Source organism: Rhizobium laguerreae (assembly GCF_002008165.1).
Lineage (GTDB): Bacteria > Pseudomonadota > Alphaproteobacteria > Rhizobiales > Rhizobiaceae > Rhizobium > Rhizobium laguerreae.
The window spans coordinates 68,757-83,613 of record NZ_MRDM01000011.1 but is presented as its reverse complement, the minus strand read 5'-3'; the positions used below and the strand labels follow the sequence as shown (position 1 = coordinate 83,613).

The window sequence follows — 14,857 nt, the reverse complement described above, 5'->3', positions numbered from 1 at the left end:
CTCCTATTTGAACACGCCCGGCAGCCACAGCGAAATCGCCGGGATGTAGGTGACCAGCCCGAGCACCACGATGCCCGCACCGTAGAACGGCCAGATCGAGCGCATGGCCTCCCAGACAGAGATCTTGCCGACTGCACAAGCCACGAATTGCACCGCGCCGACTGGAGGCGTGTTCAGCCCTATGCCGAAATTCAGGATCATGATCACGCCGAAGTGCACCGGGTCGACGCCGTAAGCCTGTGCAACCGGCAGAAAGATCGGCGTGCAGATGATGATGGTCGGCCCCATGTCCATAAAAGTGCCGAGCACAAGCATGAGGACATTGAGCAGGAGCAGCACCGTCAGCGGGTCGTCGGCGACGCTCTTCATCCAGATCACCAGCGAGGCCGGCACCTTGAGGAAGGCCATCAACCAGGAGAAGGCGGCGGCTGTGCCGATAATCAAAAGCACCATTGCCGTCGTGCGCACGGCGCCCTGCGTGGCGTGAACGAAGTCTCTCCAGCTCATCTGCCGGTAGACCAGGAGCGTTATCAGCAGCGCGTAGAGCACCGCGATGCAAGAGCTTTCCGTCGCAGTGAAGATGCCGGACCTCACCCCGCCAAAGATGATGGCGATCAGCAGCAGCCCGGGGAGTGCGACCGCGAGCAAATGAGCCACCATGACAAAGCCCGGAAAGGGTTCTGTCGGATAGCCGCGCGAGCGCGCAACGATGTAAGCGGTCACCATGAGCGCGACCGCAAGCAATATTCCGGGCAACACGCCGGCGGTGAACAGGTCGGCGATGGAGATCTTGCCGCCGGCGGAGATCGAATAGATGATCATGTTGTGGGAGGGCGGCAGGAGCAGCGCGATCAGCGCTGCCATTGAGGTGACGTTCACCGCATAATCGGCGCCATAGCCGCGCTGCTTCATCTGCGGGATCATCAGGCCGCCGACGGCTGCGGCTTCTGCCACTGCCGAACCGGAGATGCCGCCGAACAGTGTGGCGGTGACGATGTTGACCTGGCCGAGGCCGCCGCGCACGTGGCCGACCAGTGATGCGGCGAAGGCGACGATGCGGCTGGCGATGCCGCCGCGCACCATCAGGTCGCCGGCGTAGATGAAGAAGGGGATGGCGAGGAGCGAAAATACGCTCATGCCGGAATTCAGCCGCTGGAAGATAACCAGCGGCGGCAGGCCCATGTAGAGCACCGTGGCGAAGCTGGAGACGCCGAGGCAGAAGGCAATCGGCGTGCCTATCAGCATCAAGGTGGTGAAAACACCGAACAGGATCCAGAGTTCCATCGCGCTACACCTTCAATTTGACGTTCGGATCGGCATTGATGTTTTCGATCTCGACGGCGATTTCCGCCGGCAGAATTTCATCCAGCGCATCGTCAATCGGTTCGCCGGCGAGGCGGAGCACGATGCGCTCCAGCGAGAAGATGACGGCAAGCACGCCGCCGCCTGCGAGCGGCAGATAGTCGAACGCGCCTGAGATACCCAGCGAAGGCAAGGTTGTGTTCCAGGTCAGGCTCATGAGAGCGCCGCCGTACCAGACCATGCCGGCCCCGAAGGCGAGAATGACGACGTCCGAGATCATGCGCAGGACGCGTTTGCCGGATTTCGGCAGCACATAAAGCAGCACGTCGAAACCAAGATGATTATTCTCCCGGATGCCGACGGCGGCGCCGAGGAAGATGAACCAGCTCATCAGCATGACCGAGCCCGGCTCCGTCCAACTTGGCGAGTCGTTCAGCACATAGCGGCAAAATACCTGCCAGGCGACAAAGACCGTCATCAGCACCAAGCCGGTGCCCGCGAGCCATAGGGCGGCGTTGCTCAGGCGTGTCAGAGAATTGACGACGGGTGTCAGGTTGTTCGACATAGGGACCTCGTCGAATTTGGGCGCTCACTCTCCCTTGTCGGGAGGAGAGGAGAAAGATGTGCATGAAACGGTGAACCGGGGTGGAGATAACTTTCCACCCCGATAACCGACGCCGCTTTCCGCGACAAAGAAGGCAGGCTAGGCTACTGCACAGCCTTTACATCCTCGACCATCTTCTTCAGCACGTCGTCTTTCACGTGCTTTTCATAAACCGGGGCCATGGCGTCGATGAACCCCTGTTTGTCCGGCATGGTGATCTGAGCGCCGAGCTTTTCGACATTGGCGCGCGATTCAGCGGCCTTGGCTGACCACAGCTCGCGCTGCTTGGCGACGCTGTCCTTGGCTGCCTGTTTGAAGACCGCCTGATCCTCCGGCGTCAGTTTGTCGAACGCCGCCTTGTTCATGACGAACACTTCCGGCAGGATCGTATGCTCGTCGAGCGAGTAGTTCTTCGCCACTTCGGCGTGCTTGGCGGTGTCGTAGCTCGGAAAGTTGTTTTCCGCGCCGTCGATGACGCCCGTTTCGATTGCCGAATAGACCTCTCCATAGGGCATCGGCGTGGCGTTGGCGCCGAGTGCCGCCACCATGTCGACGAAGATGTCGGACTGGATAACGCGGAACTTCAGACCTTTCATGTCGGCAACCGAATTGATCGGCTTCGTTTTATTGTAAAACGAGCGCGCGCCGGCATCGTAGAAGGCAAGCACCACGAGACCGGCCGGTTCGAACGCCTTCTTGATCTGGTCGCCGATGGCGCCGTCCATGACCTTGTGCATGTGATCTTCCGAGCGGAAGATATAGGGCAGAGCCGGAACGACCGATTCCTTCACAGTGCCGTTAAAAGGCGCCATTGACACACGATTCAGCTCGATGACGCCGGAGCGCACCTGTTCGATCGTGTCTTTCTCCTCGCCAAGTTGGGCGGAATGATAGACTTCGAGGGAATAGCGGCCCTGCGTGCGCTCCTTCAACAGCTCACCGAAATATTTGACGCCCTCGACTGTCGGATAGCCGTCCGGATGAGTATCCGACGATTTCAGCACCGTTTGAGCGCTGGCCGCGCCGCTCATGAATGAAGCGGCAACCATAAGACCGGCCGCCAATTTAACAAAGTTTTTCATGCTCTCCTCCCGTTTTGCATGACGATTAATTCTCAGAGTCAGTATCCCGGCTTTGCGACTTAGAGGAAGGTCCTCTGTGCGCTTCGCCTTCCAGCGATATTTCCACAATCGGGCACTGATGGTCCGGCCCGAAAGGTTGCGCGCGTTGGAAGATGCTCATCGAGACATAGCAACATGGCTCAACGTGCCATCGGGTCCGATGGAGCAGTTGCTTACCTCCGCACGCGCGCACTGTCGCTCTTCTCGTGGAAACAGAAGACTTGGATCGATAGCCTCCTCTATTCTCGCCGTTCCTCCGATCGGCTCACTATGGCTAGAACCTGTAAAGTATAATGTCAACATACAAAAGCTGTGTAGTTGTATGATGAATTTTCGCCGTTGCTTGCGCTCCTATCGACAGCTGTGAAAGCGCGAGCAGGCAAGGTGGGAGGCGCGGACGCAGCTGACGGTGAAGCCTATCGTACGAACCGCCAGGCTCGTTCAATTACGCTGGTTTTGCCCGACGGTTTGCTGGTCCCATGCTTCGGCATGATATGCGCCGTAAAGAGCATGGGTCAGATACCTACTGCGTGGCTCTTTTAGATCTGCTACTGGTTTGGGAGACGCGCTTCAGCGCTTGCGGATCAGGAAGCGGTGGCCGCTTTCGGTCTTTTCCGTCTCGACCAGTTCGTGGCCGTCCTCATTGCAGAAGTGCGGCATGTCGATCACGGCGAGCGGATCGGTGGTGTCGACGCGAATGAGCGTGCCGCTCGCCATGGCGGCGAGCTTCTTGCGTGTCTTGATCACGGGGAGTGGGCATTTCAGGCCACGAAGATCGTAGAGAACGGGGTTCAAGCCGTTCAGTTCCTCGCCCAGAATTTCCAGAACGGCTTCTTTGCCGTGGCGTCTGCCGTTTCCTGCGGTTCGGGCGCGGTAAAGGCCAGCGGATTCTGCATCGGCACCGGCACGACCGCGGGTGTCGCGGCAGCGACGGCTGTTGCCTGAGGCTGGGCAGGGGCTGCAGGCGTGGCGCCCGGCGCGGTTTTGGCGGCGAGGCCCTGCGCGGTGCGCTTGGCCATCAGGTCTTCAAGTTCGGCGACCTTGACCATGCGACCGGCTTCCAGCGAGGTGCCGGTCGGAGCGTAAGCCAGTTCACGGCCCTTGCGCAGCTTGGCGACCACGGCCTTGCGCTCGGCTTCCGTGGGATCGTACCAGGCCATGCCGTCAAATTTGCTCATCGCCTTGGCATAATCGGCATCGTAGGTCTTGCCGTAGGAGGCGAGGGCGGCCGTCAGTGCCGGCGGCGTCGACATAGCAGGGCATTTGCCGGCGGCATTGAAGGCGCCGCCGTCGGTTGCCTGCTGATTGAAGACGTATTTCTTCTCGCAGACATTCACCACAGGCGGGCGCTTCGTCACTTCGAAATTGTCGTAGCCGACCTTCAGCATCTTCCAGAAGTCGTAATTGCTGTCGAGGCGGTGCTTGACCATGTTTTCCGCCGTCATGCGGAAGGGGAAAGCCTGCAGCTGCACGGTCGACTGGCCGCCCTTGAAGGCGTCGCGGGCAAAAGCGTAGATCTCCAGCACCTGCTGGTCGGTCATCGAATAGCAGCCGGAAGACGAGCAGGCGCCGTGGATCATCAGATCGGAGCCGGTGCGGCCGTTCACCGAGTCGTAACGATTCGGGAAGCCGGTGTTGATCGCCAGATAATATTTGGAATTGGGGTTCAGATTGGCGCGCGTCAGGTCGTAGAAACCTTCCGGCGCCTGCCGGTCGCCGGTCTTCACCTTCGGACCGAGACGGCCGGACCAGGCGCAGATCTTGTAATCGGCGATCTTGTCGAAACGGTTGTCGGTCTTCGCCTTCCAGATCTCCATGGCACCTTCTTCCTTGAAGATGCGGATCATGATCGGCGAATTGCGGTCCATGCCCTTGGCGGACATCTGCGCGAGGATATGGCTGGGAAGCGGCTGCTCGACCTTGTTCTTGACCTTGGAAAGGTCGACCTGCGCGGTTTCCAACGCATCATTGCAGCCGGACAGAGCCAGCGCCATGAGGGAAATATAGGCAAAATGACGTATGCGCATCCCAACTAGCCCATAAAGATAATGCGACCCGGTCCGCCCATGGAGTCCGGGCATCAAACGGAATCATAGACGGTTTATACTTTACAAGTCCTTACCAGCCTATGACGTGCCTGGAACATCCCCGCAAGCGCGAATGCTACAGATAACATCAATGTGGCCAAGATTTGGCCCCAATCGGCAAAGAGCTGAATGTCCGTTAGAGATTGCGGCCCATGGCGAGGAATTTCTGGCGGCGGTCGTTGCGTAGCTGCTCGCCCGAGCGGGGTGCCATTTCGGCCAGAGCGCTGGCGATCACGTCACCGGTTGCGGCAATCACGCTGTCCGGATCGCGATGCGCGCCGCCGAGCGGCTCGGAAATGATGCCGTCGATGACGCCGAGCGATTTCAGGTCCTCGGCGGTGATCTTCATGTTGGTCGCCGCTTCCCGGGCGCGGGTGGAATCGCGCCAGAGGATGGAGGCAGCACCTTCCGGCGAGATGACGCTATAGATCGAATGCTCGAGCATGTAGACCTTGTTGCCGGTGGCGATGGCGATGGCGCCGCCCGAGCCGCCTTCGCCGATGACGACGGAAACCAGGGGAACTTTGACGCCGAGACACATTTCCGTCGAGCGGGCGATCGCCTCGGCCTGGCCGCGCTCTTCGGCGCCGACGCCGGGATAGGCGCCTGCCGTATCCACCAGCGAAATCACCGGCAGGCCGAAACGATCGGCCATTTCAAGAATGCGGATCGCCTTGCGGTAGCCTTCCGGGCGGGGGCTGCCGAAATTGTGCTTCAGGCGACTCTTGGTATCATTGCCCTTTTCCTGGCCGATGACGGCGACGGGCTGGCCACGGAAACGGGCAAGGCCCGCCTGGATCGCGGCATCCTCGGAAAATTTGCGGTCGCCGGCAAGCGGCGTGAATTCCTGGAACAGCGTCTTGGCGTAATCGACAAAATGCGGGCGCTGCGGATGGCGGGCGACCTGCGTCTTCTGCCAGGGATTGAGCTTGGAATAGATTTCGACGATCGCGTCGCGGACGCGAACCTCCAGCCTGCCGATCTCATCGGTGGTGTCGATGCTCTCGTCTTCCGTTGCGAGCTTCTTCAGCTCGATGATCTTGCCTTCGAGGTCGGAGATCGGCTTTTCGAAGTCGAGATAATTGTGCATGAGGTGCGTTTCCGTTCCTTGTGCCCGGGGCGTTTTCCTGGCTCCGCCCCTTGTCGCCGGTCCTATTCGTGCTTTTTCGCCTGTTTGGCAAGGGGGTGATGCGTCTGGACAAGCTGCTGCAGCCTCTCTTCGAGGACATGTGTGTAGATCTGTGTGGTCGAAATGTCCGAATGGCCGAGGAGTTCCTGTACGACGCGCAGATCGGCGCCGTTGGCCAGCAGGTGGCTGGCAAAGGCGTGGCGCATGACATGCGGCGAGATCAGCGACGGCGTCAGGCCGGCGCGGATCGCCAGGTTCTTGAGGTCGCGGGCAAAAACCTGGCGCGGCAGGTATCCTTCCTTCGAGACGGAGGGAAACAGCCAGGGGCTTTCCTGCGGCTCCTTCGCCGCTGCATTTTCCACCGCCAGCAGGCGCCCGTAGGATTTCAGGGCTGATATCGCCGATTGCGACAGCGGCACCAGCCGCTCCTTGTTGCCCTTGCCGCGGATCATCAGGAAACGGCCTTCCTGATCGAGCACGCGGGCTGGAAGCGAGACGAGTTCGCTGACCCGCATTCCGGTGGCATAGAGCAATTCCAGCAGTGCCAGCATGCGCAGGCGCTGCAGCTGGCCCGGGCTTGCATCCTCCGCCTCGGCCTCGGCCTGCGAAAGCAGCCTGCCGACCTCTTCGACGCCCATCGTCTTCGGCAGCGGACGGCCCTTCTTCGGCGCATCGAGTATGCCGGTGGGGTCGTCGGTCCTCAGTCCCTCGGCGTAGAGGAATTTGTAGAATTGCCGCATGGCGGCAAGCCGGCGCGCCTGGGACGAGGGTTTGAAGCCCTTTCGGGCGAGCGAGGAGAGATAGGCGGCGAGATCGGCGGAGGCGGCTTCGGTGAGCCGGATGCTGCGCTCCTTCAGGAAGGTTCTGATGTCGTCGAGATCGCGTTCATAGGATTGCAGCGTATTGGCGGCAGCACCCCGCTCGGCGCTCATCATCTCCAGGAAGGATTCCACATGGACGCGGCCGAGATCCACCATGCCGGTCACTTCCTGGTCGTGTCGATTGCGCCCGTGGCGGGCGGATTGACCCGCTCGGACGGGATGCGGATCGTCACGTCGCGCGGCTCGGGCTCCACGAAGGTCACAAGCGCCAGCATCGCTCCGTAGACCGCCCCGGCGAGGATCGCGCAGACGAACAGGAAGCGGAACAGGGTCGGCATCAGGTAACTCCTTCATGCTGCTTCTGTTATAAGAAGCCTATCTGCAAGTGCAAGAAGCGGTATTCAAGCCATGATTCCCTTGCCTGCGACTTGACGCTCCACCTGCATTTGTCGATACCGTTTGCAAACAAAGTGTGAATGGACCGATGAGTGAACAACTGCTGACCGTTGCTGACAGCTTGAAAGACAGAGCTCGTGCCGCGCTCGGTTCACGCAATCTCATCCTTGTCGGCCTGATGGGCGCCGGCAAATCCTCTGTCGGGCGCATCGTCGCCAGCCAGCTCGCCATTCCCTTCATCGACAGCGATCTCGAGATCGAGCGGGTGTCGCGCATGACGATCGCCGAGCTTTTCGCCGCCTATGGCGAGCAGGAGTTCCGGGCGCTGGAAGCGCGGGTGATCAAGCGGCTGCTGAAGAGCGGGCAGCGTGTCGTCTCCACCGGAGGCGGCGCCTTCATCAACGACCGAACGCGCAAGCATATCAAGAAGGGCGGCCTTTCCGTCTGGCTGAAGGCCGATCTCGACGTGCTCTGGGACCGGGTCGCCAAACGCGACACGCGGCCGCTGCTCAAGACCGAAAATCCGAAGCAGACGCTCGAGGGCCTGATGAATGCGCGTTATCCGATCTATGCGCAGGCCGATCTGACCGTGCTTTCGCGCGACGTCCGCAAGGAAATCATGGCCGACGAAGTCTTAAAGGCCTTGATCGAAGCTCAGAAGGAAAGTGCAGCGTCATGAATGCGATAACCTCCGCCTCCGCCATCCGAACGGTGCATGTGCCGCTCGGCGAGCGCGCCTACGACATCCTGATCGGGCCGGGGCTGATCGTGCGGGCCGGCGCCGAGATCGCCTCTCGCCTCAAGGGCCGCAAGGCGGCTGTTATCACCGACGAAAATGTCGCGCCGCTCTATCTCAAAGCTCTCGTCGCAAGCCTGGATGAAGCGGGTATAGCCTCGGCTGCGGTCGTCCTGCCTGCCGGCGAGAAGACCAAGAGCTTCGAACATCTGATCACGGCCTGCGACAAGGTGCTTGAGGCGCGCGTCGAGCGTAACGATTACGTCATCGCGCTGGGCGGCGGCGTCATCGGCGATCTTTCGGGATTTGCGGCCGGCATCGTCCGCCGCGGCGTGCGCTTCGTGCAGGTACCGACCTCGCTGCTGTCGCAGGTCGATTCCTCCGTCGGCGGCAAGACCGGCATCAATTCCCGCCACGGCAAGAATCTGATCGGCGTCTTCCATCAGCCGGACTTGGTTCTGGCCGATACGGATGTGCTGAATTCGTTGAGCGCGCGCGAATTTCGCGCAGGTTACGCCGAGGTCGCGAAATACGGGCTGATCGACAAGCCGGATTTCTTTGCCTGGCTGGAAGCGAACTGGAAGGCGGTTTTCGCAGGCGGCTCCGCGCGCATCGAGGCGATTGCCGCAAGCTGCCAGGCAAAGGCTGATGTCGTCGTTGCCGACGAGCGTGAGAATGGTCAGCGGGCGCTGCTCAATCTCGGCCATACCTTCGGCCACGCACTGGAAGCGGCGACCGCCTATGACAGCTCCCGCCTCGTGCATGGCGAGGGCGTTTCGATCGGCATGGTGCTGGCGCACGAATTCTCCGCACGGATGAACCTTGCAAGCCCCGACGATGCGCGGCGCGTCGAGCGGCATCTGAAGGAGGTCGGCCTGCCGACCCGCATGTCCGACATTCCGGGCGAACTGCCGCCCGCCGAAACGCTGATGGACGCGATCGCCCAGGACAAGAAGGTCAAGAGCGGCAAGCTCACCTTCATCCTGACGCGCGGCGTCGGCCAGTCTTTCGTCGCCGACGATGTTCCGGCGTCCGAAGTGATCAGCTTTCTTCAGGAAAAACACGCCTGATGTCGGTCGAAGGCGCTCTGGCATTTCTTTCGACATATTGGCCGGAGATCCTTTCGATCACGGCGCTGGTGCTCATGTCCGCCTTCTTTTCCGGCTCCGAGACCGCGCTGACCGCCGTTTCGCGCAGCCGTATTCATACGCTCGAGGTCAACGGCGACGAACGTGCCGGCTTCGTCCGGCAGTTGATCGAGCGGCGCGACCGGCTGATCGGCGCGCTGCTCATCGGCAACAATCTCGCCAATATCCTGTCCTCCTCGATCGCCACCAGCCTCTTCCTCGGGCTGTTCGGCAGTTCCGGCGTGGCGCTGGCGACGCTGGCGATGACCGTCATCCTGGTCATCTTCGCCGAAGTGCTGCCGAAGAGCTGGGCGATTTCGGCGCCTGAGCGCTTCGCACTCGCCATCGCGCTGCCGGCCAAGCTCTTCGTCGCAGTCGTCGGCCCGATTTCCTCCTTCGTCAATGCAATCGTGCGGCAGATTCTTTCGCTGTTCGGCATCAATCTCTCACGAGAGACATCGATGCTGACGGCGCATGAGGAGCTGCGTGGCGCCGTCGATCTGCTGCACCGCGAGGGATCGGTGGTGAAGGCCGACCGTGACCGCCTCGGTGGCGTGCTCGATCTCAGCGAGCTCGAACTCTCCGACATCATGGTCCACCGCACCGCGATGCGGGCGATCAATGCCGACGATGCGCCGGAAGCGGTGGTGCGCGTCATCCTCGAAAGTCCCTACACGCGTATGCCATTGTGGCGCGGCACGATCGACAACATCATCGGCGTCGTCCACGCCAAGGATCTGCTGCGGGCGCTCGCCGAGCCGAACATGGAGCCGCAGAACCTCGATATCGTGAAGATCGCGCAGAAGCCGTGGTTCGTGCCCGACAGCACCAACCTCGAGGACCAGCTCAACGCCTTCCTGCGGCGCAAGCAGCATTTCGCCGTCGTCGTCGACGAATATGGCGAGGTGCAGGGCATCGTCACGCTGGAGGATATTCTCGAGGAAATCGTCGGCGACATTTCCGACGAACACGATATCGAGATACAGGGCGTGCGTCAGGAAGCCGACGGTTCCGTCGTCGTCGACGGCGGCGTGCCGATCCGCGACCTGAACCGGGCGCTCGACTGGAACCTGCCCGATGAGGAAGCGACGACGATCGCCGGCCTCGTCATCCACGAATCGATGACCATCCCGGAAGAGCGCCAGGCCTTCACCTTCTACGGCAAGCGTTTCGTCGTCATGAAGCGCGAGAAGAACCGCATCACCAAGCTGCGCATCCGCCCGGCCGGGGAAGACGGCGCAAAGCCAGCCTGATTCGGCTTGGGTTTTAGGCGGCGAATATCCATATAGGCTTCGGTGCCGCTACCAGCGGGTCGGTTCATCTGGTGCAGCCGGTTCGACGGCCAGCGCATGCAGGCCGGCATCAAGCTCCGGTTTCAACAGGTCGGTGATGGCCCGGTGACGCGCCAGCCGCGACATGCCGGCGAATTTTCCGGAAACGATCCTCACCCGCATATGGGTTTCGCCGGTGCCCGTGATATCAGGCTGGTGGCCGGCATGCAGATGGCTTTCGTCGATGACGCTCAGGCGTTCGGGCGCGAAGGCTTTGACAAGTTTTTCTTCGATGCGGGTTCGCAGGGTCATCATCCGGTCTTGCTGGTTCGCGAAAAGGGTTCCTACCAAGCCTGCAACATTCCCGTTTGTCAATTCTTGTTGTCGCTTCGCGACAGCCCCATAATTAGCGCCGTCATGAGACTTGATTCCAAATATTTCGATCGCATCCGAACACGCCGCAAACGCGAGCCGGAGACAGAGCAGGCGCCGCCTACCTGTCAATGGGACGGGTGCGACAAGAAGGGGGCGCATCGCGCTCCCGTCGGCCGCAATGCGGAAGGCCAGTTCTTCTTGTTCTGCTTCGAGCACGTCAAGGAATACAACAAGGGCTACAATTATTTCTCCGGTCTTTCGGACGGCGAGATCGCGCGTTACCAGAAAGAGGCGATCACCGGCCATCGGCCGACATGGACGGTCGGCGTCAACAAGGCGGCGAAGGACAGTCCGCTGCATTCGGAGATCCGCTCCGGCGCCTATACCCGCGTTCGCGATCCCTTCGGCTTCGTCAAGGAAGGCGGCAAAGGCAGCGGACCGCGTTTCCCCCAGGCGCGCAAGCTGAAATCGCTGGAAACCAAGGCCTTCGAAACGATGGGCCTCGACGCCAATGCGACATCGGCGGAGATCAAGAGCCGCTACAAGGAACTGGTGAAGAAACACCATCCGGATGCCAATGGCGGCGACCGCGGCTCGGAGGAGCGTTTCCGCGCAGTCATCCAGGCCTATCAATTGTTGAAGCAGAACGGTTTTTGTTAATTCCCGTCCTTGCTCTTGGGCTTCAATCGGGTATGGTCCCAATCGGCTGAGGCCGCAGGCAAACGCGGCTCATATTTGTGCGTTTTCCCGACATCGCCTCCGCCGACCTTCCGGACGCGGCGTTTCTTGTCCGGGACTCTTTCAAGAATGCTCGCACGCGGTCATTATCCCGCCGAGGTTTCGTTTCAGTCCCGGAGAAGTATCGCCGACGTTCCGACCTGGACGGGCGCGGAATAAAAAACGCGGCGTCTGGGTTGCGACATGGCCTGAGACAGTATGGCCGGGTGGCATCACCCGCCTTGGAGACATGATGAGCAAGATCGACCTGGATATATCAGAACTGCCCGATACCACCGTTTCGGTTCGCGAGGCCTTCGGCATCGATTCCGACATCCGCGTTCCCGCCTACAGCAAGGGCGACGCCTATGTGCCGGACCTCGATACCGACTACCTGTTCGACCGCGACACGACGCTCGCCATTCTCGCTGGCTTCGCCCATAACCGCCGCGTGATGATCTCCGGCTATCACGGCACGGGCAAGTCCTCGCATATCGAGCAGGTGGCGGCGCGGCTCAACTGGCCTTGCGTGCGCATCAACCTCGACAGCCATGTCAGCCGTATCGATCTCGTCGGCAAGGATGCGATCGTCGTCAAGGACGGGCTGCAGGTCACCGAATTCAAAGACGGCATCCTGCCCTGGGCCTATCAGCACAATGTTGCGCTCGTCTTCGACGAATATGACGCCGGCCGTCCCGATGTGATGTTCGTCATCCAGCGCGTGCTCGAATCCTCCGGCCGCCTGACGCTACTCGACCAGAGCCGCGTCATTCGGCCGCACCCGGCCTTCCGTCTGTTTGCGACTGCGAACACGATCGGCCTCGGTGACACGACCGGCCTCTATCACGGCACGCAGCAGATCAACCAGGCGCAGATGGACCGCTGGTCGATCGTCACCACGCTGAACTATCTGCCGCATGATCATGAAGTGAATATCGTTTCCGCCAAGGTGAAGAGCTTCGGCAAGGACAAGGGCGGCCGCGAGACCGTGTCGAAGATGGTGCGCGTCGCCGACCTGACGCGCGCTGCCTTCATGAACGGTGATCTGTCCACCGTGATGAGCCCGCGCACGGTCATCACCTGGGCCGAAAACGCCGAGATCTTCGGCGATCTCGCCTTCGCCTTCCGCGTCACATTCCTCAACAAGTGCGACGAGCTGGAGCGTCCGCTGGTCGCCGAGCACTATCAGCGGGCCTTCGGCGTCGAGCTGAAGGAAAGTGCCGCCAATATCGTTCTCGGAGCTTGAGACCGACCGATCATGGCAGCTCGCGGTGACAATTCGAAAGCAAAACCCGGCGCGCCTGTCGACGTCGAGCCATTGCGCCGGGCGATAACCGGCTGCGTGCGCTCGATCGCCGGCGACGGCGACGTCGAGGTGACCTTCGCCAATGAACGGCCAGGGATGACCGGCGAGCGCATTCGGCTGCCGGAACTTTCCAAGCGGCCGACGGCGCATGAGCTGGCGGTCACTCGTGGTCTCGGCGATTCGATGGCGCTGCGGCTCGCCTGCCATGACGAGAAGGTGCATGCGACGATGGCGCCACAGGGCTCGGATGCCCGGGCGATCTTCGATGTGGTCGAGCAGGCGCGTGTCGAATCGATCGGCGCGCTGCGCATGGAGGGCATGGCGTCGAACCTGCGCTCCATGACGGATGAGAAATATTCGAAGGCGAATTTTACCGGCATCGAGCGCCAGGAAGACGCACCGGTCGGCGAAGCGGTTGCGATGATGGTGCGCGAGAAGCTGACCGGCCAGCGCCCGCCGGCCTCCGCCGGCAAGGTGCTCGACCTTTGGCGCGACTTTATCGAGGACAAGGCAGGGTCCGAGCTCGACAATCTGTCGAGCGCGATCAACGACCAGCAGGCCTTCGCCAAGGTCATCCGCAACATGCTGTCGGCCATGGAAATGGCCGAGGAATACGGCGACGATGACAGCGACGCCGACAATGACGACCAGTCGGAGCAGGAAGACCAGTCGAGCGGCGACGAACAGGACCAGGACGAGGTCGACGAGGATGCCGGCACCGATGCCGCCCCCGTCGAGGACAGTGAAGTTGCCGACGAGCAGATGGAGGACGGCGAGACCGAAGGCGCCGAAATCTCCGACGACGACATGATGGAAGAAGGTGAGGACGATTCGGAAACGCCGGGCGAGACTCGCCGGCCGAATACGCCTTTCGCCGATTTCAACGAGAAGGTCGATTATCACGTCTTTACCGAAGAGTTCGACGAGATCATCACCGCCGAAGAACTTTGCGACGCCGCCGAGCTGGAGCGCCTGCGCGCCTTCCTCGACAAGCAGCTGGCGCATCTGCAAGGCGCGGTCGGACGTCTCGCCAACCGGCTGCAGCGCCGCCTGATGGCGCAGCAGAACCGCTCCTGGGATTTCGACCTGGAAGAGGGCTATCTCGATCCGGCGCGGCTGCAGCGTATCATCATCGATCCGATGCAGGCGCTCTCCTTCAAGATGGAGCGCGACACCCAGTTCCGCGATACCGTCGTTACCCTGCTCATCGACAATTCCGGCTCGATGCGCGGCCGGCCGATCACGGTTGCCGCCACCTGCGCCGACATTCTTGCCCGCACGCTGGAGCGCTGCGGCGTCAAGGTCGAGATCCTGGGCTTTACGACCAAGGCCTGGAAGGGCGGGCAGGCGCGTGAAAATTGGCTTGCCGGTGGCAAGCCGCAGACGCCAGGCCGTCTCAACGACCTGCGTCATATCATCTACAAGTCGGCCGACGCGCCGTGGCGGCGCGCGCGCGCCAATCTCGGGCTGATGATGCGCGAGGGGCTGCTCAAGGAAAATATCGACGGCGAGGCGCTGATCTGGGCGCATAATCGCCTGCTCGCGCGCCGCGAGCAGCGCCGCATCCTGATGATGATCTCGGACGGCGCGCCGGTGGACGATTCGACGCTGTCGGTCAATCCGGGCAATTATCTGGAGCGGCACCTGCGCGCCGTCATCGAACAGATCGAGACGCGCTCGCCTGTCGAACTGCTGGCGATCGGCATCGGCCACGACGTGACGCGCTATTATCGCCGTGCCGTGACCATCGTCGATGCGGACGAGCTTGCAGGTGCGATGACCGAGCAGCTTGCTTCACTGTTCGAGGACCAATCCGTCCAGCCGCGCGGCGGCCGGATACGCCGTGCCGGCTGACATCGCGGGAA

15 protein-coding genes are annotated in these 14,857 nt (G+C 61.4%); 6 read left to right on the top strand and 9 right to left on the bottom strand.

The window, feature by feature from the left end; translation table 11 throughout:
- Window positions 1-3 precede the first annotated feature (3 nt).
- The 8 genes from BS630_RS12950 to BS630_RS37335 form a co-directional block, all read right to left on the bottom strand.
- Window positions 4-1,284: a TRAP transporter large permease gene (locus tag BS630_RS12950; protein WP_025396227.1), complete on the bottom strand. Its 1,281-nt coding sequence runs from the start codon at window positions 1,282-1,284 to the stop codon at window positions 4-6.
- A 4-nt stretch (window positions 1,285-1,288) separates the two neighbouring features.
- Window positions 1,289-1,867: a TRAP transporter small permease gene (locus tag BS630_RS12945; RefSeq protein WP_025396226.1), complete on the bottom strand. Its 579-nt coding sequence runs from the start codon at window positions 1,865-1,867 to the stop codon at window positions 1,289-1,291.
- Between the two features lie 143 nt (window positions 1,868-2,010).
- Window positions 2,011-2,988 carry a TRAP transporter substrate-binding protein gene (locus tag BS630_RS12940; protein ID WP_020051858.1) on the bottom strand — a complete coding sequence of 326 codons (978 nt, stop codon included), beginning with the start codon at window positions 2,986-2,988 and terminating at the stop codon, window positions 2,011-2,013.
- A gap of 609 nt (window positions 2,989-3,597) precedes the next feature.
- Window positions 3,598-3,822: a sulfurtransferase TusA family protein gene (locus BS630_RS12935; protein ID WP_017989572.1), complete on the bottom strand. Its 225-nt coding sequence runs from the start codon at window positions 3,820-3,822 to the stop codon at window positions 3,598-3,600.
- Window positions 3,823-3,827: 5 nt separating this feature from the next.
- The gene (locus tag BS630_RS12930; protein WP_077977784.1) at window positions 3,828-5,054 is read right to left on the bottom strand and encodes a L,D-transpeptidase family protein; all 1,227 of its coding nucleotides are present in this window, start codon (window positions 5,052-5,054) and stop codon (window positions 3,828-3,830) included.
- Window positions 5,055-5,250: 196 nt separating this feature from the next.
- On the bottom strand, window positions 5,251-6,204 hold the full coding sequence (locus BS630_RS12925) for an acetyl-CoA carboxylase carboxyltransferase subunit alpha (RefSeq protein WP_077977783.1): 954 nt from the start codon (window positions 6,202-6,204) through the stop codon (window positions 5,251-5,253).
- Window positions 6,205-6,266: 62 nt separating this feature from the next.
- On the bottom strand, window positions 6,267-7,220 hold the full coding sequence (gene xerD, locus BS630_RS12920) for a site-specific tyrosine recombinase XerD (protein ID WP_077977782.1): 954 nt from the start codon (window positions 7,218-7,220) through the stop codon (window positions 6,267-6,269).
- 5 nt (window positions 7,221-7,225) lie between these two features.
- Entirely contained in the window at window positions 7,226-7,402 is a 177-nt protein-coding gene (locus BS630_RS37335) for a hypothetical protein (RefSeq protein ID WP_025396223.1), read from the bottom strand.
- A gap of 146 nt (window positions 7,403-7,548) precedes the next feature.
- Here BS630_RS37335 and BS630_RS12915 point away from each other — a divergent pair, with 146 nt between their 5' ends.
- Genes BS630_RS12915 through BS630_RS12905 form a run of 3 tightly spaced genes read left to right on the top strand, consistent with a single transcriptional unit; the run spans window position 7,549 to window position 10,576 of the window.
- Window positions 7,549-8,139: a shikimate kinase gene (locus tag BS630_RS12915; RefSeq protein WP_077977781.1), complete on the top strand. Its 591-nt coding sequence runs from the start codon at window positions 7,549-7,551 to the stop codon at window positions 8,137-8,139.
- On the top strand, window positions 8,136-9,266 hold the full coding sequence (aroB, locus tag BS630_RS12910) for a 3-dehydroquinate synthase (RefSeq protein ID WP_077977780.1): 1,131 nt from the start codon (window positions 8,136-8,138) through the stop codon (window positions 9,264-9,266). The genes BS630_RS12915 and aroB overlap by 4 nt, the downstream gene beginning before the upstream one ends.
- The gene (locus BS630_RS12905; RefSeq protein ID WP_077977779.1) at window positions 9,266-10,576 is read left to right on the top strand and encodes an HlyC/CorC family transporter; all 1,311 of its coding nucleotides are present in this window, start codon (window positions 9,266-9,268) and stop codon (window positions 10,574-10,576) included. The genes aroB and BS630_RS12905 overlap by 1 nt, the downstream gene beginning before the upstream one ends.
- Before the next feature lie 48 nt (window positions 10,577-10,624).
- On the opposite strand, the gene BS630_RS12900 is transcribed toward BS630_RS12905, so the two are convergent.
- Complete coding sequence (locus BS630_RS12900) at window positions 10,625-10,909, bottom strand: BolA family protein (protein ID WP_017962315.1); 285 nt, start codon at window positions 10,907-10,909, stop codon at window positions 10,625-10,627.
- 102 nt (window positions 10,910-11,011) lie between these two features.
- Between BS630_RS12900 and BS630_RS12895 the strand changes: the two genes are divergently transcribed.
- From BS630_RS12895 to cobT, 3 genes are all read left to right on the top strand, one after another.
- A complete protein-coding gene (locus tag BS630_RS12895; RefSeq protein WP_011653732.1) occupies window positions 11,012-11,629 on the top strand; it encodes a J domain-containing protein in 618 nt (205 codons plus the stop codon).
- A 310-nt stretch (window positions 11,630-11,939) separates the two neighbouring features.
- Window positions 11,940-12,932 (top strand): cobaltochelatase subunit CobS, encoded by a 993-nt coding sequence (gene cobS / locus BS630_RS12890; protein WP_003543345.1) that lies wholly within the window; start codon window positions 11,940-11,942, stop codon window positions 12,930-12,932.
- A 12-nt stretch (window positions 12,933-12,944) separates the two neighbouring features.
- On the top strand, window positions 12,945-14,846 hold the full coding sequence (cobT, locus tag BS630_RS12885; RefSeq protein ID WP_003543344.1) for a cobaltochelatase subunit CobT: 1,902 nt from the start codon (window positions 12,945-12,947) through the stop codon (window positions 14,844-14,846).
- Window positions 14,847-14,857 lie beyond the last annotated feature (11 nt).